Source organism: Pedobacter nanyangensis, from assembly GCF_003313505.1.
Taxonomy (GTDB): Bacteria; Bacteroidota; Bacteroidia; order Sphingobacteriales; family Sphingobacteriaceae; genus Pedobacter; species Pedobacter nanyangensis.
On record NZ_QMHO01000024.1, the window covers coordinates 1 to 20,317 of the forward strand.

The 20,317-nt window shown below is 39.0% G+C and carries 25 protein-coding genes; 15 read left to right on the plus strand and 10 right to left on the minus strand.

What is annotated here, in order from left to right; translation table 11 throughout:
- The 4 genes from DUT71_RS19930 to DUT71_RS19955 form a co-directional block, all read right to left on the minus strand.
- On the minus strand, positions 1 to 964 hold a 964-nt coding region (locus DUT71_RS19930), incomplete at its 3' end, for a DUF5712 family protein (protein WP_205314003.1).
- Positions 965 to 966: 2 nt separating this feature from the next.
- Complete coding sequence (locus DUT71_RS19935; RefSeq protein WP_113664299.1) at positions 967 to 1,515, minus strand: BfmA/BtgA family mobilization protein; 549 nt, start codon at positions 1,513 to 1,515, stop codon at positions 967 to 969.
- 590 nt (positions 1,516 to 2,105) lie between these two features.
- The gene (locus DUT71_RS19950; RefSeq protein ID WP_113664302.1) at positions 2,106 to 2,372 is read right to left on the minus strand and encodes a helix-turn-helix domain-containing protein; all 267 of its coding nucleotides are present in this window, start codon (positions 2,370 to 2,372) and stop codon (positions 2,106 to 2,108) included.
- Positions 2,373 to 2,473: 101 nt separating this feature from the next.
- Positions 2,474 to 3,232, minus strand: a complete 759-nt coding sequence (locus tag DUT71_RS19955; RefSeq protein ID WP_113664303.1) for a hypothetical protein — start codon at positions 3,230 to 3,232, stop codon at positions 2,474 to 2,476.
- A gap of 783 nt (positions 3,233 to 4,015) precedes the next feature.
- Here DUT71_RS19955 and DUT71_RS19960 point away from each other — a divergent pair.
- Positions 4,016 to 5,116, plus strand: a complete 1,101-nt coding sequence (locus DUT71_RS19960; RefSeq protein ID WP_162796132.1) for a hypothetical protein — start codon at positions 4,016 to 4,018, stop codon at positions 5,114 to 5,116.
- Positions 5,117 to 5,201: 85 nt separating this feature from the next.
- On the opposite strand, the gene DUT71_RS19965 is transcribed toward DUT71_RS19960, so the two are convergent.
- The 4 genes from DUT71_RS19965 to DUT71_RS19985 all read right to left on the minus strand — a co-directional run bounded on the left by DUT71_RS19965 (position 5,202) and on the right by DUT71_RS19985 (position 10,581).
- On the minus strand, positions 5,202 to 6,179 hold the full coding sequence (locus tag DUT71_RS19965) for a hypothetical protein (RefSeq protein WP_162796133.1): 978 nt from the start codon (positions 6,177 to 6,179) through the stop codon (positions 5,202 to 5,204).
- 10 nt (positions 6,180 to 6,189) lie between these two features.
- On the minus strand, positions 6,190 to 7,824 hold the full coding sequence (locus DUT71_RS19970; RefSeq protein ID WP_113664306.1) for a WG repeat-containing protein: 1,635 nt from the start codon (positions 7,822 to 7,824) through the stop codon (positions 6,190 to 6,192).
- A gap of 7 nt (positions 7,825 to 7,831) precedes the next feature.
- Complete coding sequence (locus DUT71_RS19975; RefSeq protein ID WP_113664307.1) at positions 7,832 to 9,280, minus strand: hypothetical protein; 1,449 nt, start codon at positions 9,278 to 9,280, stop codon at positions 7,832 to 7,834.
- Between the two features lie 551 nt (positions 9,281 to 9,831).
- Positions 9,832 to 10,581, minus strand: a complete 750-nt coding sequence (locus DUT71_RS19985; RefSeq protein ID WP_162796134.1) for a LuxR C-terminal-related transcriptional regulator — start codon at positions 10,579 to 10,581, stop codon at positions 9,832 to 9,834.
- 146 nt (positions 10,582 to 10,727) lie between these two features.
- Between DUT71_RS19985 and DUT71_RS19990 the strand changes: the two genes are divergently transcribed.
- From DUT71_RS19990 to DUT71_RS20055, 14 genes are all read left to right on the plus strand, one after another.
- The gene (locus DUT71_RS19990; RefSeq protein ID WP_113664310.1) at positions 10,728 to 11,474 is read left to right on the plus strand and encodes a hypothetical protein; all 747 of its coding nucleotides are present in this window, start codon (positions 10,728 to 10,730) and stop codon (positions 11,472 to 11,474) included.
- A 185-nt stretch (positions 11,475 to 11,659) separates the two neighbouring features.
- A complete protein-coding gene (locus DUT71_RS19995) occupies positions 11,660 to 12,124 on the plus strand; it encodes a hypothetical protein (RefSeq protein ID WP_113664311.1) in 465 nt (154 codons plus the stop codon).
- 24 nt (positions 12,125 to 12,148) lie between these two features.
- Complete coding sequence (locus DUT71_RS20000) at positions 12,149 to 12,544, plus strand: hypothetical protein (RefSeq protein WP_162796135.1); 396 nt, start codon at positions 12,149 to 12,151, stop codon at positions 12,542 to 12,544.
- Positions 12,545 to 12,570: 26 nt separating this feature from the next.
- Positions 12,571 to 13,041 carry a hypothetical protein gene (locus DUT71_RS20005; protein WP_113664313.1) on the plus strand — a complete coding sequence of 157 codons (471 nt, stop codon included), beginning with the start codon at positions 12,571 to 12,573 and terminating at the stop codon, positions 13,039 to 13,041.
- Positions 13,042 to 13,297: 256 nt separating this feature from the next.
- A complete protein-coding gene (locus tag DUT71_RS20010) occupies positions 13,298 to 13,693 on the plus strand; it encodes a hypothetical protein (protein ID WP_113664314.1) in 396 nt (131 codons plus the stop codon).
- A complete protein-coding gene (locus DUT71_RS20015) occupies positions 13,671 to 14,210 on the plus strand; it encodes a hypothetical protein (RefSeq protein ID WP_113664315.1) in 540 nt (179 codons plus the stop codon). The genes DUT71_RS20010 and DUT71_RS20015 overlap by 23 nt, the downstream gene beginning before the upstream one ends.
- Positions 14,211 to 14,213: 3 nt before the next feature.
- Complete coding sequence (locus DUT71_RS20020; RefSeq protein WP_162796136.1) at positions 14,214 to 14,795, plus strand: hypothetical protein; 582 nt, start codon at positions 14,214 to 14,216, stop codon at positions 14,793 to 14,795.
- 3 nt (positions 14,796 to 14,798) lie between these two features.
- Positions 14,799 to 15,374, plus strand: a complete 576-nt coding sequence (locus tag DUT71_RS20025) for a hypothetical protein (RefSeq protein WP_113664317.1) — start codon at positions 14,799 to 14,801, stop codon at positions 15,372 to 15,374.
- A gap of 11 nt (positions 15,375 to 15,385) precedes the next feature.
- Positions 15,386 to 15,943 carry a hypothetical protein gene (locus DUT71_RS20030; RefSeq protein WP_113664318.1) on the plus strand — a complete coding sequence of 186 codons (558 nt, stop codon included), beginning with the start codon at positions 15,386 to 15,388 and terminating at the stop codon, positions 15,941 to 15,943.
- An 11-nt stretch (positions 15,944 to 15,954) separates the two neighbouring features.
- Positions 15,955 to 16,410 (plus strand): hypothetical protein, encoded by a 456-nt coding sequence (locus tag DUT71_RS20035; RefSeq protein ID WP_113664319.1) that lies wholly within the window; start codon positions 15,955 to 15,957, stop codon positions 16,408 to 16,410.
- Positions 16,407 to 16,958 (plus strand): hypothetical protein, encoded by a 552-nt coding sequence (locus DUT71_RS20040; RefSeq protein ID WP_113664320.1) that lies wholly within the window; start codon positions 16,407 to 16,409, stop codon positions 16,956 to 16,958. The genes DUT71_RS20035 and DUT71_RS20040 overlap by 4 nt, the downstream gene beginning before the upstream one ends.
- Before the next feature lie 46 nt (positions 16,959 to 17,004).
- A complete protein-coding gene (locus DUT71_RS20045; protein WP_113664321.1) occupies positions 17,005 to 17,496 on the plus strand; it encodes a hypothetical protein in 492 nt (163 codons plus the stop codon).
- Positions 17,497 to 17,508: 12 nt separating this feature from the next.
- The gene (locus DUT71_RS20050; RefSeq protein WP_162796137.1) at positions 17,509 to 17,937 is read left to right on the plus strand and encodes a hypothetical protein; all 429 of its coding nucleotides are present in this window, start codon (positions 17,509 to 17,511) and stop codon (positions 17,935 to 17,937) included.
- Positions 17,937 to 18,386 (plus strand): hypothetical protein, encoded by a 450-nt coding sequence (locus DUT71_RS20055; protein ID WP_113664323.1) that lies wholly within the window; start codon positions 17,937 to 17,939, stop codon positions 18,384 to 18,386. The genes DUT71_RS20050 and DUT71_RS20055 overlap by 1 nt, the downstream gene beginning before the upstream one ends.
- 391 nt (positions 18,387 to 18,777) lie before the next feature.
- Here the strand turns inward: DUT71_RS20055 and DUT71_RS20065 are convergent, their stop codons facing one another.
- On the minus strand, positions 18,778 to 19,197 hold the full coding sequence (locus DUT71_RS20065) for an arsenate reductase ArsC (RefSeq protein ID WP_113664324.1): 420 nt from the start codon (positions 19,195 to 19,197) through the stop codon (positions 18,778 to 18,780).
- Positions 19,198 to 19,332: 135 nt separating this feature from the next.
- Entirely contained in the window at positions 19,333 to 20,253 is a 921-nt protein-coding gene (locus DUT71_RS20070; protein WP_240186994.1) for an arsenite methyltransferase, read from the minus strand.
- Positions 20,254 to 20,317: the final 64 nt, after the last annotated feature.

Genomic DNA, 20,317 nt, shown 5'->3' on the forward strand with positions numbered 1-20,317 from the left:
TACTGAACAGTTTGGAACGTACAGGGATGGATAGTATTTCCGAAATACACACATCTGGAACGGAAGGAGCTCCCGTATCATAGATTGGTTCCAGCATTATGTCAAGGAAATCCTTTATCGTCGAGCCGATAGTCTCCAGCATGTCTAGGCGTGTACCGAATGAACCGTTATACACTTGATGGGCAACCTCGTTCAAAATATTTTCTTGATTACCGTGAACAGCTTCTCCGGTTTCCAATATATCGAGCTGTATCTTCTGCTCCAAGGTTCCATGTTTACGTATGCCAGCATAGGCCATTGTGTCCTTCAGTCCACGTTCAAATTTGAATTCGGTGTCGAATAGCGTCTCCCCGCATTGCTTGAAGGCTGATCTGTCAAACTGCCCCATTTTTTTGGAGTGCTCTATGTTACGGCCACGGGAGCTGTTCATGGGGCTCAGCTTAATCTTGTTGGTCAGATCCTTTCTGCTGACAATTACCTGTACGTGCCTTTGGTCGCCCTGTTTTAGTTCCCCACGATGCTTGGTGCCGTTTTTGACCTCTTTGTCATTATGGGTATAATACCTGTTGTTTTCAAGTTTGGCAAACCATACGAGATCGCGACTGCTGTTGATGCCATTCCTGTTAAAATTATGGGCATATTCGTCCATAATTTTAACAGTATATTTTTTGAGCATTTCTGATATTTTATCTGCCCCATATTTTTCCTCCAGATGCTTCAGTTCCTTTTGGCTGGGACTGATGTTGATCAGGAAAAACTTGGCATCGTCCTTCCCCAATTTTGCGATATTGCTGTCGATCGCTCTGCGTACCTCATAGGCTTCGTACGATTGGTCAATATGGTTGAACCAGTGTTCCAGTATTTCCTGTGCGTCCGTTCTGTTCTCCTTTTCCAGATAGTTTACCAATGGTCCGCAGCTTCCTTTGTTGTTCGCAGCCTTATTGTCGGTAATATTGATGTACATGGCTAAAGCAGTTTGATCTGGTTATAGGTAACGTTGAGTAGCTGCTCCCTTTCCTTCCTAGAACCGATACCAGAAACATTATCCCGTGCAATGGCATACCCTTCGAAAATATTCATGAACAGCTTTTTTAGCTGTTCCTTTTCCGAAAGCCGTATGGCGATGGCATTGTAGTGGGCTTCCAGTTGGTGCAAATACTGGTTCTGTCTGTCCAAGAGGGTTGGTAGTATCCCGCTTTGTTTCAAAAGGCTATTGAAACCCTCGATCACCTTCCGCTGTGATACGGTCAAGCGGTCGACCTCACGCCTGGTCGGTATGAGCAGGTCTTTCTCCTGCGTCCTGATGAAGCCGACGAGGTCTCTGTGCTGTTTGAGTATGGTATTCTTTAGCAGGTCGTCGTTAAAGTCTATGGGATCTTTCTTTGTGCGGTGGAAATAGTCTATCATCTGAAGGAAAACCTGTCGCTTCGGCCTACCTAGTTTTAGGGCAATCAGGTCTAGTTTTTTTCCCTCGGCTTCCGAGTATTTTATAGATCTTAAAGTCTCTTTATCCATGTCTGTATATATTGATAGTCATATAAATAACTATTTAGCATATTGTTGGTCTGTTTATTTGTATATCCGCATCTCATCAAGTTGTATACATATATTGATATCTATATTGCATCCCCTAAGGGGTGCATAAAACTTATTCAGTACTGTTATGTACTGTCCAAAGCACCCCTGGAGGGTGCTTGCAACCCCAATGGCGGTAGTCTGGGGCAAGATGGTAGGGCTTTGCCCAACCACTGCTTGCTCTTTTTTTTGAAGGAAAAAAAGACCTTTCCCGATATATCGCATAGCCACTCATAGTTTCCCACCTGAATTCAACAGCCTGATGCGGCTGGCAAGTTTCGGATGGTAGGATGGTTCATATTCGACGATGCCGTTGTCGACAAAATCGGTCATACACTTGTGATAGGTGGCATAGGAACGGATGGCGGAATTTTTCATCAACGTCCTTCTGGATACCCTGAACGGATTTTCCTGTGAAGCCCTGTCGTAGCTTACCAGTATGGCAGCGAACAGACTAAAGTGTGGTTGTCGGAAGACCTTGCTTCCGCTGGCCAGTTCCATAAAACTGGCCAGTATCTCTGCCGTCCCCATTACAGCCTCCCGATTTCGCCCAGCAATTGCACGATGTCCGAATGCGCATAGTAGAAGATGCCGCCAAGCTTTTCATACTTCAATACTCCCTTGATGCGTAGGTTCTGTAGGGTGCCGGGTGAAATTTTCAGTAATTTCCTGACTTCTGAACTTCTGAGCCATTGCTTGTGAGTAGGTTCATCGGCTTTGATAGCTAATTTGATTTCAGCGATGAGTTCCGTCTTAAAATTTTGGAGTTCCTCCTTGGTAAGAATTTCGATCTGCATATTGCCTCCGTTTTTAGTTTACGGGACAAAACTGCATAACAAGGTCTTGGGAACAATGACCATAGGTCCGGCATGGTCATGTACAGGTGGTAAACCTGCTGTTATTTATTGGCAGGGTCGATAGGTACTATTTTGAAAAGTTTATGTTCGGGCCTGATTTCAGTTCCTTTTGCGGTCACATCTCCCTTGGTACCCACATAATAGTTACGCAGCGTCTCGACGGGGATATCGTCGCCGCCATCGGAAAAATACTTGCCTATCATCCTTGGATAGATGATCTGATGGTCGCTCAGTATCAGTTTCCTTCCAGATGGGAGTTCCAGTTGCTCAACCTGTTTCAAAATATCGATCAAAGTGGGAACATAGCCTTCCTCGATCCTGATCTTTTGACCCACCTCGAAAACCTTAAGTTCATCCAAACGGGACTGGAGTTCTTTAATCTGTATCTTCAGGGAATGGATGATTTTCTCTTTTTCGTCGATGACAATATGGGAGGGCCTTGCATTCCATTGGTCGATGCCATCAAGAAAATGTTGGAACTGCTGCAACTTTGCAATATTGTCCAGATGATTTTGATGGCTGGCATCAAATGGATCTTTGCTCCTAAAATAGCTGATCCTGTCATCTACCAATTGCCATACCTGCCCAAAGAATTCCTCCTCATCGGCAATATGGTTGTCAAGGGTATGCTGGAGGTGGTAGTTGTAATATTCTTCGAATTTACCTTCATCCAGTTTATATATCTTCAGCAAGAAATGGCTGTCTGCAGTCCGCTTCCATGGGCCGAAGGCATTTCCGATATCGTAGGGATGGGGAGAAAAATCAAAACGTTTGCGCAATTTGAAATAGTTAACTTTCATTGATCTTTAGAGATAAACTGTTGAAATATTTAACTGTTAGTTCAAAAATAGAAATATAAAACTTTTTTAAATAACTTTCTCGGCTACAATAAAAATACGAGTGGCTACCCTAAATAACTTGAGTTCGGGATAAGAAAAATGTCACCGTTTCGCGGTTAAAATAGCTGATTTTATAAATTCTCTATCATAATATCAGTCCATCGGACTTAAAAGCAACCACGAAGTGGTGAAATTATACTAGAAAATAAATTAATAAATGATAACAGAACCCTGGAAGGGTGATATTGTCTTTATATCAAACTTAACCCGAACTCACGTTAAATATATTAAACGATAAGTGAAAGGGTTTATTTCTTAACTGCCCAGATTGCTTTTTTCACTATTTGATGGACACTCATTATCAAGATAGGACTAACCAGTCAGTGGTGTATGCTTTACCTATCGGGCCTTTGGCAGAGAAACAATAAGAAAGCATATCTTCATCAATAGGGTATCATTCTTAAAGATTATTTGTTCCCACTGATGATGGGTATATATGTAGAAGTTAAACGTTAGGGCTAGTCTGCGACTTCTTGGAACAAGGCTTGGGTTTAAGCAAAAATAAAGATGGTTGATTCTTTTTCAAAAAAAATTGTTTTTGTAAAAATGAAATTCTAACTTAGATAGAGCTATTTAACTAATGGCCAAAAACCAAACAATTCAGGGTCAAGGATTTCCTGCGCCCTAACCTTAACGCTCGATCATGAATGCTCTCTTTCGAATAGGAGAGTCGGTGCTGTTTTAGTGCTGCTTGTAATGGATGCTGCCAATGGGCAGCAATCGATAAACAAGATGGTATTGGATAGCGCCAATCGGTTCAAGGATAAAGCTCCCAAAGAATTTTCTAAACGTCTGCAACAGACCGCACGTACTTCGAAATTGGGCAACATTTTTGGAGCAGCCACTGATTCTTCGCAGCGCAAACAGGTGTTTGGCCTTAGCAATGTTTCTGTAGGTACTGGCATGCAGCGGGTGGGGGATGGTTACCGGGCTACCTATGAGCTGGGTGGACAGCTTTCCATTTTCCATATACCAGTGGATCTACAGCTGAGCAATAACCAGGGCCAGAATCTATTTGGGAACCCTCTAGAGGGCAACCTGTTCAAGATGGGATTTGATAGGCAGTCTTTGCTGAAGTCCATGGTGCCCGAGCTTGATAACTATGAGGTGTTAAGGGATAGGGTATTCGGGGGCAAAGGTGCATCTACGCTGTTGCGTGAGCAGTTGATGGGACGTTTGAAGAAAGAGGGCGCTTTGCAGCAAACTAAATGGTCTGGGATCTATGATTACATCAACCAGTATGGAGGTGTGGAGGAACTGTTGAAACTGGATGAAGTCGAGCTGAAGCAGAAGCTCTATGCTCTGGCGGCGAAAAAAAAGGATAGTCTGGTCATCTATGGCAAAGATAGCGTAGCGGTATACGCCGAAAAGGGAAGGAGAGCGGAGCATGCCCTATTGGACAGTATTGCTGGAGAGGTGTTTGCCATGAAGCAGCAGCTTTCAGCTAAGGGGATTTCGCCAGAGCGGATCTCTGCGATTGAAGAGCGGTTGCAGGAGCGTAAGGGTACCGACCTAAACGGTTATATTTCGAAATATGGGCTGAACGGACTGAAAAGGAACGGTTGGGAGGGCCTGTTGCAGCGGCTCGGTAATGTGGAGTTGGGAAGTTTTGGACAGCAGCTGCCCGGAAGCTTCATGAACAGGGATGTTTTTCTTCAGGGAGGGGCGTTTTCACTAAAGACGGCCAAGGGCGCCATCGAATTCGGATTGGCTGCCAGCGGAGATATTGGCTTTGCGAAGGATGCGGGTTTTGACTCCTCCGGAGTCAATGCCCTAATCTGGTAATATACCCACTCTGGCTTAAGCATTTTGTCTACCGCAAGCATTAGCGTCGCGGAGCTTGTGTTTTCTAACTACTCGTAGCTAAAAGTTAATCAAGCCAGGCACCCTTGTTTGAATTTAGCCCCAACTGTTTCAAAAGGGCTACAATTTCATCGCCGATGTGCCCATTGTTTTTCTCATACCAAAACTGAAGAAAGAAGAAGGTGTCAACGGTTTCTATCATTTGCTTTTCTCCCTGATCATCGAATACGGTGGTGGTTTTCATTACCTTGTTTTCTTCACCGGTCTTTAATATGATACTGATGTCCTTTATCACTTCTGTAATGTCTTTCAATCGTACCGATTGTTTTTCTGTGATGGGTTTATCGTAAATATTTCTTCGCTCCACAGCCACGCTCAACCATTGCCCGCTGTTATCCAACTGAAATTCCTGAATGAGTTTAAATTTTTTGTCGCTACGATAATTCAAGGTGTCTTTACTTTGGTATTCTACTTTCTGTTTTTGCTTGTTGTTCAGGTAGTTTGCCAAATCCATTTTCTTTTGGTGAAAATTTTGAAGTTGGGAAATATGCCAGTTTAAACGCTTTTCTAAATTTCTTATTTTTAGTAGTTTGTCGCTTTGAATGATGATTTCTTTTTCTTTCCCTGCTTCATAGTATTCTTTTCCAAGCCATTGTGGGTCGGGGGCTAGGGCGTAAACCTTAATTGAATTTTTACCACCCTTCATCTTTATGGTTATTGTATTCTTTTTAGTATCGCCTATTAAAGTATCAATTTCGTCTAATGGAATTACCGATTTTGTCAGCCATTTTATAGCTGTTGAGATTTTGCCGCTGTCGGCTTTGTGATATGGCTTTTTGTAAAATACCAAATTCATCGACATCGGGTCGAACTCCAAATGTTGTCGCCAGCCTTCGTCCCAATCATCTAACCCATAACTTTCTGTAAAAGATTGCGACACTAATTCTTGCAACGAAAGCAGGTATTGGCTTTCGTCCTCAAAATTTTTGATTTGGCTGTATGCCATATTGCCAATCAGCAGAAAAAGAAAAAGCAGATTTTTCATAATTTTTAGTTTAATCAAAAACATTTCTTAGTTTTTTGCCTGTCTTGTCTATCACTATACAAATCCCATTTAACCAAACTTCGGCTTCGCCATTTTTAAATGCCGAACTATATGTATAACGGGGCGAAATGACTTCCCTGCCTGTTTTATCAATATATCCCCAAAGGTTGTTGCGCTCTACAGAGGCCATCCCATCGTTAAAATCGTACACTGATTTATAGCTGTTAAGTGAAAATGCTTCTTTGCCTGTTTTATCATAGAAGGTATAATTGCCATTGCTTGCCCTAACTCTTGATAGACCATCGGAATAGGGCGAGGGGTCTATATTCTTCATTTTAATGGGTATTATCTCTTTGCCAGTTCTGTCTATTACGCCGGTAGATTGGTTTGGATATTTTCCCTTTGTTACCCACGCCAAACCTTCGCTAAAATGGTGTGCATTACTATACTTAAAAGGAATTACCACTTTGCCTGTTTTGTCCATATAACCGTAAGGGTCTTTTGGGCTTTTTTGAATTTGTACCAAACCATCAGAAAAATCAAAATAGCCGTAATACTTGGGCGTTATGGCCTGGTTACCCTTTGTGTCTAGGTATCCGATGCGCCCCTGTGAGCTAAATTTTACCAATCCTTCGCTAAAACGCTCGCCGATATATTGATAACCTACTGGTATTACAAAATCGCCCGATGTATTGATGAAGCCATACACATTGTAGGGTGATTTTACCCTTGCCAAACCCTCAGAAAAGGGCATGATTTCATCCCAAGTCGGCCACACTTTTATTCTTCCATTAAAATCCATCAACCCTACTTTATTTTGCCGGGAAGTTAGTTTTATCAGTCCGAGGCTGTTAAAAGGGTCGTTGTGCGAATAGGAATAAGACCACCACTCTGCTGGTTGTATCACCTCGCCCTTGCCGTTCATAAAGCCTACCAGCTTATTTTCGTAGAAAGCCATTAGATTATCAGAAATACGGCTGATTTGGGTGTAATTTAATTTTTGCACTACATTGCCAAATGCATCAATATATTGCCATTTGCCGTTTTCTTGTACCAAGCCCGTGCCATTGGCGAAAGGATAGGCGTATTGGTATTTGGCCTCTATTACTTTTACGCCGTTTTCGTCTATATACCCGTACCGGTTATTTTGCGTTTTGGATACCTTAAGCACTACATTTTTGGGCGCGGTAATGCTTTCCTTTTGTTTTAGCAAGGTTGCTTTCTTTGTGCTGTTTGTTTGCTTCGATGTCAATATTATTTTATCGGCTTCTGCCATTCGTTTTTTGGAAATGATTTCCTTGTGGTTTTTTTCGGCAGTTTCTACACCGCTGTTTATTTCTTTTTCTAAATCTAAAACAGTTTGTATAGCATCTGTACGCTTGTTGCCTACTAATTTTTTAAACTTGTTTAGGCCAATGGATGCATTTATGTAATCTTTTTCGGCCAAGTACGCATTTGCATATAGCGAATATATTTTGGGGTTGGCACCTGTTTGTTTTTCAATGTTTTGCAACAGCGCAATACAATCTTTGTTTTTGCCATTGTCATACAGCTCTTTGGCTTTGTTGAATTGTTCTTGGGGTGTTTGAGCGAATAAAATGCTCTGAGTCAAAAATCCTATCAAAATAAAAAACTTTGTTTCCATAAAATTTCTAATGATTATCTAAAAAAGTTTCATGTTTGTGTGCTTCCGTTTTTCCCGGATAACCTATTTTTCTATACAATTCAAGGGTAGTATCTTTTATTTCATAGTAATAGTACATTCTGTAATTATTTTCCCATTTTTGGTGTTGAAAGAATGCGCCGATTTTACCTCCTCTTTTACCAATTCCCTTTTTGTTTAAACTTGACCAAGCGCCAACATCCTCAAATAATTTTTGAAAATTAGATATATTATAAACTGTTATTTTGGCATTCGCCAAGTTATTTCCGCCTGCTTCTTCTGTATATAAATAACCATCTTCAGAGAATAAAACATCAACTTTTGTTTTTGGTTCTTTATTGATGTTGTACAATTCTTTTCCTTTTCTGTTAAAAATAGTAATTGAGTTTTCGTTAAGTGCAATGATGTTGTATTTCATTTCACTTGAATATTTGATGTTATAATATTTAGCTGGTATTATTATTCGACCTTTATCATTTTTTAAACCTCTTTTATTGTTTTCGAAAAAATCATTCAACACACCATTTTCCTCCTCCACTGCATCTCCCCAAAAATCATTTTTGGTATAAGCTTGTGTATTTTTGTTTTTCTCCTCTGCTTGGGCAATTAGCTGCTTTGGAGTCGGTTCTTCTTCGCCTTTTTCGTAAGCAAGATATTTTTCGGCAATGAATTTCATTTCGTCTATGGGCCAATTCTGCTTGGTTACCTTAAAGCTGTATATGTTATGTGTTTGGCAAAACTGCCACCAATATAAAATGCGTTTTACATCTGCATCGTTATATTGCCCTTTTTCCATTCCCAAAAATTCTTCCCCTTTTCCGGGGCGTATGCCTGGTGTAGCAAATGGCGTTATCCCCGATGGTTCAAACAACAAGCCACCACTTTTTACAATGGTTTTATAGCCACGGTCAATACTTAGATCATTTTTTACCATGCCCGAGTAAAAGAATTTTTCATCAGGGTTGTATTTTTCCTTAAACTTTTTCAAATCTACATCATTGGGTTTGCCCATATTCCAGAATATTTCAAACTCCATTTCGGTAGGCGCAAGGTTGTTAAAACGCTTCAACAAATCGGGGTATTTTGTTAAATCGCCTTTGTTTATTTTGGCAGATACTATTTTCCCTTTGCCATTATCAAATGTAATATCGTAATAGCCACTGCTTATCCACTCAAACTGATATTGTTCGGTTGGCTCGCCAAACAAAGCCCACCAATCTACTTTTAATACCGCCGATTTTACAAGACCGTAAACGGTAATTCCTTTTTCGGTATATTTTTTTTGGTCGGTGTTGGTAAGCCCGTTTCCATAGTCTAAAGATGAGGTTACTCTGCCCTCGGTATTTTTTAAAGGATAATTCCCCATAAAATCGAGGTGGGCGATAAAATGTCCATCCCTTTTTACCATAGCGTTTTGAGCACTAAGTTTGCCTATCATACATAGTAATAGGATAAGAGTTAGTTTGGATGTTTTCATTGTTATTATAATTATACCAATGTTCTGTAGTTACTTATTGTGGTAGCAACTCGTAGGCGAAGTTATAATGCAATATAAGATGTTTAGGGAAATAATAAAAGCTCAACGTGTTAGTATTTAACGCCTTGGGTCTTCAGTAAGAGGTTTCTTGGACAGGTTAATCCTTTATTTCTTTGATTATGTTTTGGGTATTGAGAAATTAGCAGGCGGGGATCGAAACCTTATAGGAACTCAGGGTGTCACTTTCTACTGGGCTGGGCATACTGCAGGGAACCTGGCCCGTAATAAATGTAAAGATGGGTAAAGATGATTTAGGGCTGGTCTTGAAACATATGGATCTGGGAAGAAAAGTTACTGATATCTATGTCGACAATGATTGGAGCATCGTCGATGAGCTGAAGGAAAAAGTTGTGAACCTTTTAAAAGATGACTGAAAAGCACCCGAAAGTAATGTTTGGATAGTCGTGGAACAAAATACATGAGCCATTTAGATGGCTTCAAATTAACAGATTTTATACCCAGCCCTCTATGACAGATTTCGAGCCAAGTTCTGCCAAAGAGCTGCAATTAGATTTTGATAGAATTTTTTTTCGATGTGTTTTCACAGTATGTACGGATATATTGAGCATTTCGGCTATTTGTGCCGAGCTTTTGCCCGAAAGCACCAACTTGAGTACCTCTTTTTCTCTTTTGGAGAAAAGCTCTTCGGAACGCAAAAAAACTGTTTGCCCCACGGCAACGTTGTAAAATGACGGTTCGCCGTCTAGGCCCAAAAAAGACAAGCCCGAACCTTTGTTCTCGGTTTTTAAATGGGAAATATCGGTCTGTACGCCCAATACTCGAATTACAGCACCATTTTCATCGGTTTGAATGGTAGTTGTTTGCATCAAAATCCATTTGTAGGAACCGTCTTTGCAGCGCAAACGGTAATCGTAGCTAACTTTGTACTTTAAAACTTTTTCTGGCGGAAGCTGGTTGAAAAATTCGGTTACTTTTTGCTCGTAAATGGCAAACCTCGTTTTATCTTCGGGATGGAGATTTTCGAAGATATATTCTACGGAAAAATCTTCGGGCGAAATCCCGAGAACTTTTGCCACGTTTTCGTTCACGTATTCCATCTCCACCTTTGCAATGTTTACGATATAGAAATAGTATTGCCCAAACTGAAAAATGTCGAGCATTTTTTTATAGACTTCCAACTCAAAATTAGTAGCAACATCCCCACTGTGATAACGGGCAATCTGATGCCATGTTTTTCTCATTTGGTTAAACTTTATCAATTCCATTGCCTGCTTTTGGTGTTTTTTCTATTCTAAATATACAAAAATCGCCATAAAAATACCTCTTTGTAGGTATTGATGCCCTGCCTTGCCCCAACTAATTTTGTTGTAGAACAATAAGGAACATCTTGAAAAAAGCAACAAAAACTATCAGACATATATTAACTGCCGTATTAATAATCACTTCCCTAGGCCTGTTTCTTACATCTTGTAAAAAGAAAAATGAAGACGGCAATAAGGACGAAACTAACGGATTAATAACCAAGCCCGAGGCAAAAGCCGCCGAAAACAATAAAAGTGGAGGCGTATACAAAGGGGTATTGGTAGGCTCTACCGGTTATGTGAAAATTATATTGCAGGGCGGGCAAAAATCTGTTACAGTAACTATGAACGGCGCAACCAAAACACTCGCCGAAGTATCGTTTTTACCCGCAAGTTGGTCGTCGGGGCAGGCCATTACAGAAGCAAAATTTTCTAAAGACAATTGGACAGTTGTTTTTGCAGTTGATGCAGACGGCGGCAATCCGCAAATAACAGTAGATATACCCGGGCACAGCAATATTGTAGCCACCATAGTCAAAGAAACATCTGCAACACAGGTCATGAGCTTTGAAGGAAAAATCACTTACAACGGCAATTCTGCCAACAGTGCCTTTAACTTTGTGGTTAGCGGTGAACTGTTTGTTGGAAATGGTCGCATGCCCGATGAAAGTACAACATACAGTATGTTTGGGCAATTAACGGATAATAAAACAAAAATTACAGGATACATCAATAACGCAACTGTTTCCGGTACTATAAACGGAGATACGGCATCAGGAACTATTGTTACACCTAATGCTACCGCAACTTGGACAGCAAAAGGTACTTTGTAACAAAAGGGCAATTATTTATAGCTAAGTTTTCTATCCTTATAGGATAAGATAATGATTCTTCCCCACCGCCGTGGTCTGTGCTATACAGGCCACTAGTTTAATTTATAGAAGGCAAAGGTCTGTGCATAGGCCTTGGAGAACAGTCGTATTACAATAAATTGGTATAAGTCTAAAAATAAACAAACTTGAAAGCAGCAGCAATAACCACCGGAAAATTATTGGCAGTAATACTCTTTATTGCTTTTGGAATGGGCAACTCACAGGCACAAACAAAAACCAAAACAGAAACCATTGAACTCAAAACGGCTAATCCGGATATTGTAGTAAAAGTAATCCGGGACGGTAAAATTTTGGAAACAAAAGCTTTTAACAACAGCAGCTCCAAATCTTTTGAACTGGATTACAGCGTAACCATTACATTGAAAAGCAAAACCAAAACATTTACAAAAACTTTGAAAAACGGTGCAACCGCAATGTTGCCCCTAAAACCAAATAACAGCACTTTCAACAAATCAGTACTGTTATCTTCTGCAGATGATGAAGTAAAATATATCGACGGAACGCAAATAAAAGCACCGCAAGACCAGTCGCTACACAATTCTTTAATAAGTGCAGAATTAGTGAATTTTAAAGCAAAAGAAGTAAAATAATTGAATTTTAAAATGGATATCAATATGAAAACAACAAAAAATATTTGGAAGTTAACAGCGGTAATACTGTTTACCGTTTTAGGATTTGTGAACGCACAGGCACAGGAAAAAACAGTGTACGGCTACGGATTTGCTTACAGCTACGATACCAAAGTGCTGTATATCTCCAATATTGTAAGCGGTGTTAAAAACAGCGAAACCTATCACGATGCCAGCGACGCTGCCCTGAATGCACAATGGTTGGCAAAGATGAAAACCGAAGATAGCAAGTATTTCAATTACAAAATGGATAAAGTAGGCTTTATGGAAGACAAAGGCAAGGTAGATGAAGACCGCACAGCGTGGATAGGCAAATTCAAGCAGCAGGGATTTACCATCCAATACCTTACTTTCTCTTTCAAAAAAGACAAAAAAGATTAAAATTCACAACTTAAAAAAGTAAAACAATGAAAACACTAAAAACATTTATTGTATTGCTTGTAATGATAATTTCGAGCAACAGTTACGGGCAAACTAAAGAAGAAACCATTGCGTGGTTGAAAGAGAAATTTGCCAATGCCCATTTGTACGACTTTATGGAACCCGCTAAACAGAAATTGAAAATAGAGAGCATTAATGAATGTGAAGTGGTGTTTACTTATGAAAGCAAACGTGAAAAGGATGGCGGTTTTTCACGAACAACAATCCCTTTTGCCAATCTGAAAATGAAGCAAACAGGCGACAGGAATGACGAAAAAAGTATTGGAAACAAGGCAAAAGCTATAAAAGAAGAATGTGAAACTTGTGAATCTAAAACTTACAACACCTCAAGTTCATCTATTGAGATAGAAGAAACGGAAGTAGATTTGTTCAGTCGTATTGAAAAAGCAGCTGCACACCTTGCCACTTTCTGTGCAAAGAATAAACAGGCGTTTTAATCAATTATTAACTTTTAAAAATTGGAAATTATGGGAAAATATAAAATTCTTACAGAGGAAGACTTGAAAATCTTGGAGTTCTCGCCGGAAGAGTTATCCGAACTTGACAGAACTTTCTGATTTGATAAAAAAGTCAAAAAATGATGAAAAAACTCCTTGTTGCAGCAGTTGCAGTTGTTCTGGTTACAGACAAGGAAATCCGAGCACTGTGTGTGCCAGTTGTGGGCATAGTTGGAATACTCATAGATGTTAAAAAATGAAGTGTTATGAAAAATATATTTTAACATTCTTTTGTTTAGTCGCATCTTATGTCAATGCACAAGCTGTAGTTTGTAAAGACAAAAATACTGCGGGGTATAATACAAGAAGTGAAAGCGCATACCTTGAAATGATACCGAAAGATATTCAGTATGGTTGTGGCTCGCCGCAAGGGAAACAGATATTTTTCAAAAACAATCATTCTACAAGAACAATTAGGGGCTTTGTTGTGAAAAAATGGCAGTATTATAACGGATATGAAAACCGTGAAATTTGCGAATTACACCATTTTGAAATAAAACCAAGGGAAGAAAGCAATTCTATGGGATGTAACTATATTACCGAAACGCAACCTTGCACATTTACAGTATATGGAAAGTTTGTTGAACCATAATAAAGATAAAATGCGAAATCTAAAAACCATATTTGTATTATCAGCTATCCTTATAGCCAATAGTGCTTTTTCACAAACCAAAGCCGAAACCATTGAGTGGTTGAAAACGAATGGCAAAGACTTTTTAACCGCATTTTATTGCGGAAATAGTGAAAAGTATTACATTGAAATAACAGATGATGTACTTACCATTATTGTTTATGATAAAACTGTCGGTACTCCTACTCATTATTACTCGAACTTGAAATGGAATAATATTTTATATCAGGATGTAAGCAGTGTATCTAAATCTCAATCTAACGACTGCCCGCAAATAAAACTCTTTGTTATAAAAGCACAAGAATATAATGAGTATTCTATGGAGAAAGGTGGTAAAAAATCAGATGTAAAAGTGGAAAAAGGCAATATTTACCTCCGTTATGACGCTGAAAAAGAAGAAGATGTCAAACGTACACTTAAAGCCATAATGCACCTTGCCAAGCTAAGTGGAGCAAAAGAAAACAAGCAAACGTTCTAAGATATGAAAACAACCAAACTATTTATTACCACCTTTTTGCTATTGCAAACAATAGTATCTTTCGGGCAGACCAAAGAAGAAACGGAACAATGGATTAATGAAAAGTTTAAAAAAATTATTGCAGGAAGTAGTGAAGATGCAGGCGGCGGTATACATACTAGATATCACAAAACTGAAGCTTTTTTAAAACAGGGTGAAATAAGTGCTTCACATATTACAAGATATTACAGTAAGAATAGAGGAGAAGTAATAAGAGATGACACATACACTGTTGTGGCAAAAAACCTACCAATCAATAGATTAGAAAAGATAGAATTAGAGGAAGGGTGGAAAAAAGATCATCATCTAATAATCTTATATTTTGATAAATATATCGATTATGGTATACAATACGTCAGGTATGATAAATTAGAAAACGTAACAGAAACTCTGACACTTGACAACGATTATGCCTATAAAAAATACTCGGCAACTATATACGTTCCCAATAATTTAGAAGAAAATTTAGCAGAAAGAATAAAGAAAGCATTAGAACATTATGCAACTTTTTATCCAAAACCCGAAAAGAAAAAAGAAACGTTTTAAGATATGAAAACACTAAAAACCATCCTTACCGTCTTTTTACTATTACAAACGGCAGTGTCTTTCGGGCAAACCAAAGAAGAAACAGTCAAGTATATTAACAGTATATTAAGTGTGTCAAAAGGGATTAAGAGTATTGGTGGAGGAAATTCATTGCCAAACATATTTATTGTTACAAGTCAATCGTTCAGTCTTGAAAAAATTGAGCAAGACACAAAACGAGAGACCTTTAGAGAAACTACTCTTGAAACCGAAAATAAATATTGCTCCAATGTTTATACGGAAATTCCGTGGAATATGTTGGGAAATATAACCATTAAACCACGTAACGCAAACCGTTTTTATGGCAAATCGAATAGTGATGTGATTAATAAATTAAAAGAGCCAGAACTTGTAGAACTTCGTATTGAATTTAATGCTGGTCTGCTCTATTCAGGTAAGTGTGATGATGGTGGTAAAGATGATAAACTCGTTTTCAAATACATAGAGATGTATGTAGTACCCGAAAAGGTAGAAAATATTAAAAAAGCCTTTGAACACTTAAAAGGATTAATGAAAGAAAAAGACTTGTTTGGTAATTAGGTTAAAAGCAAATGAAAAAAACTATCATCGCCTTTTTGCTGTTACAAGCTGCTGTTTCTTATGGGCAAACCAAAGAAGAAACAGTCAAGTATATTAACAGTATATTAAGTGTGTCAAAAGGGATTAAGAGTATTGGTGGAGGAAATTCATTGCCAAACATATTTATTGTTACAAGTCAATCGTTCAGTCTTGAAAAAATTGAGCAAGACACAAAACGAGAGACCTTTAGAGAAACTACTCTTGAAACCGAAAATAAATATTGCTCCAATGTTTATACGGAAATTCCGTGGAATATGTTGGGAAATATAACCATTAAACCACGTAACGCAAACCGTTTTTATGGCAAATCGAATAGTGATGTGATTAATAAATTAAAAGAAGTAGAACTTGTAGAACTTCGTATTGAATTTAACGCTGGTTTGCTCTATTCAAGTAAGTGTGATGATGTTGATAAACTCGTTTTGAAAGACATAACGGTATATGTAGTACCCGAAAAGGCAGAAAATATTAAAAAAGCCTTTGAGCACTTAAAAGGATTAATGAAAGAAAAAGACTTGTTTGGTAATTAAGTTAAAAGCGAATGAAAACAATTATCATCGCTTTTTTGCTATTACAAGCTGCTGTTTCTTTTGGGCAAACCAAAGAAGAGACCATTAGCTGGCTAAAAGAAAACTTAGAAAAAAACCTGTCAGGATTTAACAATAGTTATACCGATATCCATTTAAAAAGCATTAACGAGTGCGAAATAATATTGGGCTATAAATACAAATCGACAGCATTTGAGGCGGTGTTGCCAACAGCGGTTAAAAAAATAGCAAAAGCGGGTTATAGCGGTTTTACCCCAAACAGCGGAGGAGATTTTTTGTATAACGACAAAGTGGTAGCCGTTAAAAATTTAAGTACGGAAAAAACAACGCATCATCGGTTTTTCTCATCGGCAAATTTACGAAATGCCGAGGAGGGCATTTATGATAAAGTAGAAAAAGCGATGAAACAATTAGCAATTTTTTGCGAAGGAAAAAAAATAAACAGATGAAACCACTTATTACATTTCTGTTTCTTCTGCCATCGGTTTTTGCATTTTGCCAAACTGATGAAATTGTAAGGATTTTAAACCGGGAATTGCAGAACGAAATCCGTACCCAAAAAGAAGACACCCTTAATTATCAGGGAGAGAAGTTTGAAGTGCTAAAAAAATTCAGTGTCAAAGATAGTGTCCTGCAAGTTGTAACTATAAAAGCAGATGGCACAGAAGATGCTTTAGTGCAAACCACAATGAAAATCCTAAGCCTTGAAGTGAGAAAGAAAAACTATTACGGCAAAGATTTTTACACCGAAAAACAGGAAGTAGATTTAAGCAATATAAAAGCTGTTATCAAAGACATCAACATCATTTTTGAAACCGAGCCTGATGCCGTAACAATTACCCGTACAGACGAAAACGGAGAAAAGAACGTGTTTGCCAAAAATCTTTTTTTTCTGCAATTGTGTTACGAAAAACAAAATGAACATTTGGCAAGCGAGCTGATAAGCGCATTTGAAAAAGCAGGTTGTGAAATTAAAAAAGGCAGTTGGTACGATTAAAATAATATAAACAACATAAACATTAATTTTTTAAAAGTTAGAGTATATGAAACATATTATCAAAACAGCATTACTTTTCGTATTTATTATTTTATCCGGAAATGTTTTCGGGCAGGAACGCTTGGGTAAAAACTATGATGAGGTAATAAATACGTTAAAGGCAGACAATAGGAAGTATGATATTGAAAAGCTTGAGGATGGCCGGGTGTGGATTACCTTATACAGTAAGTATGCAGCATCCAGAGATGTGAACGAGGTTTGCCATTTTCAAAAGAAGGGAAAGCAGTTGATATGCGAAAGCATCACGGTTTCTGAGCCAAGACGCTACTATGGCAATTGTTTTTGGGACGAAATCGCAGTTAGCTTAAAAAAAGATTACGAACAAACCGGTTTTTTGGATATGCCGATGAAATCACCTGTGTACAAATCTATAAGCGGTCGGTTCAAAATTGACCATTATGTGGCTATGGATTTTTTGAGTGATGATTTAATTTCGCTGAATTACTACCTTGACACGTCAAATTTTAAAGCTAAATAATTTTTTAGTTCGATGAAGTGGCTGTTTCTTTTATTTATGTTGGTTTCGTTGCAAACCAATGCACAAATTTCCAAAGGTATGGACAGTATTTTTTTGGTTAAAGACTATTTGCTGCACATACAGAAAGCAGTTAATACACAACAGCCCGAAAAGGAAAAAATTGCAAAACTGGATAGCTTAATCCGTTTGGCGACAGAACAAAAAGCCGTTTTTGGGCGTAATTTAAGCCCAATTTTAAAAAATGAGCAGGAAGCCCGAGAAATGAAAACTTCGCTCAATTTTATTTTACAATCTATGGTTTTGTATAGGTCTGATTTACAAAGCAATAATAAAAGCCAATCCGAGATTTTATACCTAAATAAAAACATCCCTATTCTGATAAATAAGATATATTTCTACTGTAAAAGATTTCAAAATTTTAGGGAAGAAAAAACACACTGATGCCACAAAACCGTTTCCAAGACCAAAACAAACGCCTTGCCGAATTTGAAGCCGAAGTTTGGGCAAAATGTCCGTCTTGCAGTAAAAGAGCCATTGCAAAGGTAGATTACGAATTGAGGAAAGCAAGATTGTCCTGCACCAACTGTGGCTACCACAAAGAAGTTTCTACGGAAACTACAGTTCTAGGAATGAAAGCCAATTGGAAAAGGTCGGCAGAAGAATATTTCGGAGCACAGATGTGGTTTCAGTATCCATTTAAAAATGATGTTTTCTGGGCTTATAATGCTGCTCACTTAGACTATCTGGAACAATATATATCCGCAACATTGCGGGAACATAAAGACCGTTCGCATTTCACATTGTTGGAAAAACTTCCAAAATTTTATCACGAAGCCAAAAACCGGAAAGCTCTTTTGAAAATTATCGAGCGGTTGAAAGCATCTTCTTGAAAAGATTTCAGACAAACTTCCCAATGTCAAAATCACCGAAATCACTTTTCCGCAAGGTGGAAAAGCTGTCGTTGCGATCCAAAAGCTTGGCAATTTTTCGGGAAGCACCTTCTATGGAATTTTTCAGTAAGCTGAATAGTCCAGTTCTCTATAATTTCTGCACTATGGCTGCCGCTGTTTCCTTTTGGGCCTGTTCCAAATTCTCTTTTTGGAGCCAAGCCCCTACGGAGCTTAGTTCATCGAAGGCAACATCTACGACAAACTAATGTCCGAGGAGCTTGGCTTCGGTACGTCGCTGTTGCACAACTCACTTTTAAACCCAAAGACATTTCCATATACAAAAAAAAGGCAGTCCAGAAGGTTTGGACTGCCTTTTAGATTTAAGCCATATCTAGTGTTTTAAGTTTTCGTTCACAAAGTTGCGAACATATTTACGGATCATTTCACGAACCTCACGAAACTGTTCCATAACCTGTACTTCCGTGCCAATTGCTTTAGCTGGGTCAGGAAAGTCATAATGGAGCTTTATTGCGTTTGTTGGAAAGTATGGACAACTTTCCTTTGCATTATCACATACTGTGATTACAAAGTCAAAGTCGATATCGGGATATTCCTTGATGTTGTTCGAGGTGTGCGAGGAAATGTCTATCCCATCTCGCCTCATGATCTCAACCGCTTTTGGATTAACCCCGTGGGTTTCAATCCCAGCACTGTAGATTTCTGCCGTTTCGCCAGCGAAATGCCTTAGATAGCCCTCGGCAATCTGGCTACGGCAACTGTTGCCAGTACATAGTACGAGTATTCTTTTCATAATTTTAGACCAAGAGCCAGATGATATTGATAATGCAGTACTTGGGATCAACGCCAAAGATCAGCTGCAAGACGATGACCGATAAGGTAATGATAATTGGTTTTCTGTATTTGATAAGCGTTTCAGTTTTCATCGTTAATCGCAGCATCCGGGTGGACAAGATGCCTGTTTCTTCTCCAATGGCTTTTCTGCGAAGACCGTTATGCTGCATATGCCGCTACTTCCACTTTTGAAGTTTTCAAGTTCGGCCGAATCAAGGTATTTTGAGAGGATGTCATCGGGAATGATAATCGGCTTTTCCTTTTGAACGGTTACATTCTGGAAGCCATTAGTACGGATCAATCCAAGATAGGTATCCCTTTGAATGGCTCCAGCAACACAACCAGCGTACATTTCCGCATCCTTTCTAAGCGCATCTGGAAGTTCGCCCATTAGCACCACATCCGAGATGCTGAAATGCCCGCCAGGTTCCAGTGTTCGGTAGATTTCCTTGATCACCGCATCCTTGTTCGGCACGAGGTTCAGTACACAATTGCTTACGATTACATCGGCTACATTTGAGGTTACGGGCATGTGCTCGATATCGCCCTGTCTGAACTCTACGTTATGGTAGCCCAATTTTTCTGCATTTATCCTCGCCTTTTCGATCATAGCAGGGGTAAAGTCAATGCCAATGACCTTGCCTGTTTCGCCCGTTTCGCTCCTAGCTATAAAGCAGTCATTGCCGGCACCACTTCCCAAGTCGATGACCACATCACCTGCCTTTATATTGGCGAACTGCGTCGGTAGGCCGCATCCCAGACCAAGATCGGCATCGGGATTATAGCCCTCGATTTCGGTATAATCATCGGTCATGATATTATAGACCTCTGTTGAACATCCTCCAGTACCACAGCATGATGCGGCATTGGTATCCTTGTCCTGCAAGGCGATCTCGCTGTACTTCTGTCTAACGAGCTCTTTTAGTTTTTCGTTCTCTTCCATGTTTATTGTAATATTGCGATTGAATTGGCCAAATTTTTTAACAGCAGTTCTGCTCAGCCTTGTAGGAGCCAAAAAGCCCATTCAGTGTGTATTTCGGAAATACTATCCATCCCTGTACGTTCCAAACTGTTCAGTA

Coding starts and splice junctions, on each gene's coding strand:
- DUT71_RS19935 (WP_113664299.1), bottom strand. CDS start 1,515: ATGGATAAAGAGACTTTAAGATCTATAAAATACTCGGAAGCCGAGGGA.
- DUT71_RS19950 (WP_113664302.1), bottom strand. CDS start 2,372: ATGCAGATCGAAATTCTTACCAAGGAGGAACTCCAAAATTTTAAGACG.
- DUT71_RS19955 (WP_113664303.1), bottom strand. CDS start 3,232: ATGAAAGTTAACTATTTCAAATTGCGCAAACGTTTTGATTTTTCTCCC.
- DUT71_RS19965 (WP_162796133.1), bottom strand. CDS start 6,179: ATGAAAAATCTGCTTTTTCTTTTTCTGCTGATTGGCAATATGGCATAC.
- DUT71_RS19970 (WP_113664306.1), bottom strand. CDS start 7,824: ATGGAAACAAAGTTTTTTATTTTGATAGGATTTTTGACTCAGAGCATT.
- DUT71_RS19975 (WP_113664307.1), bottom strand. CDS start 9,280: ATGATAGGCAAACTTAGTGCTCAAAACGCTATGGTAAAAAGGGATGGA.
- DUT71_RS19985 (WP_162796134.1), bottom strand. CDS start 10,581: ATGAGAAAAACATGGCATCAGATTGCCCGTTATCACAGTGGGGATGTT.
- DUT71_RS20000 (WP_162796135.1), top strand. CDS start 12,149: ATGAAAACAACAAAAAATATTTGGAAGTTAACAGCGGTAATACTGTTT.
- DUT71_RS20005 (WP_113664313.1), top strand. CDS start 12,571: ATGAAAACACTAAAAACATTTATTGTATTGCTTGTAATGATAATTTCG.
- DUT71_RS20010 (WP_113664314.1), top strand. CDS start 13,298: ATGAAGTGTTATGAAAAATATATTTTAACATTCTTTTGTTTAGTCGCA.
- DUT71_RS20015 (WP_113664315.1), top strand. CDS start 13,671: ATGGAAAGTTTGTTGAACCATAATAAAGATAAAATGCGAAATCTAAAA.
- DUT71_RS20020 (WP_162796136.1), top strand. CDS start 14,214: ATGAAAACAACCAAACTATTTATTACCACCTTTTTGCTATTGCAAACA.
- DUT71_RS20025 (WP_113664317.1), top strand. CDS start 14,799: ATGAAAACACTAAAAACCATCCTTACCGTCTTTTTACTATTACAAACG.
- DUT71_RS20030 (WP_113664318.1), top strand. CDS start 15,386: ATGAAAAAAACTATCATCGCCTTTTTGCTGTTACAAGCTGCTGTTTCT.
- DUT71_RS20035 (WP_113664319.1), top strand. CDS start 15,955: ATGAAAACAATTATCATCGCTTTTTTGCTATTACAAGCTGCTGTTTCT.
- DUT71_RS20040 (WP_113664320.1), top strand. CDS start 16,407: ATGAAACCACTTATTACATTTCTGTTTCTTCTGCCATCGGTTTTTGCA.
- DUT71_RS20045 (WP_113664321.1), top strand. CDS start 17,005: ATGAAACATATTATCAAAACAGCATTACTTTTCGTATTTATTATTTTA.
- DUT71_RS20050 (WP_162796137.1), top strand. CDS start 17,509: ATGAAGTGGCTGTTTCTTTTATTTATGTTGGTTTCGTTGCAAACCAAT.
- DUT71_RS20055 (WP_113664323.1), top strand. CDS start 17,937: ATGCCACAAAACCGTTTCCAAGACCAAAACAAACGCCTTGCCGAATTT.
- DUT71_RS20065 (WP_113664324.1), bottom strand. CDS start 19,197: ATGAAAAGAATACTCGTACTATGTACTGGCAACAGTTGCCGTAGCCAG.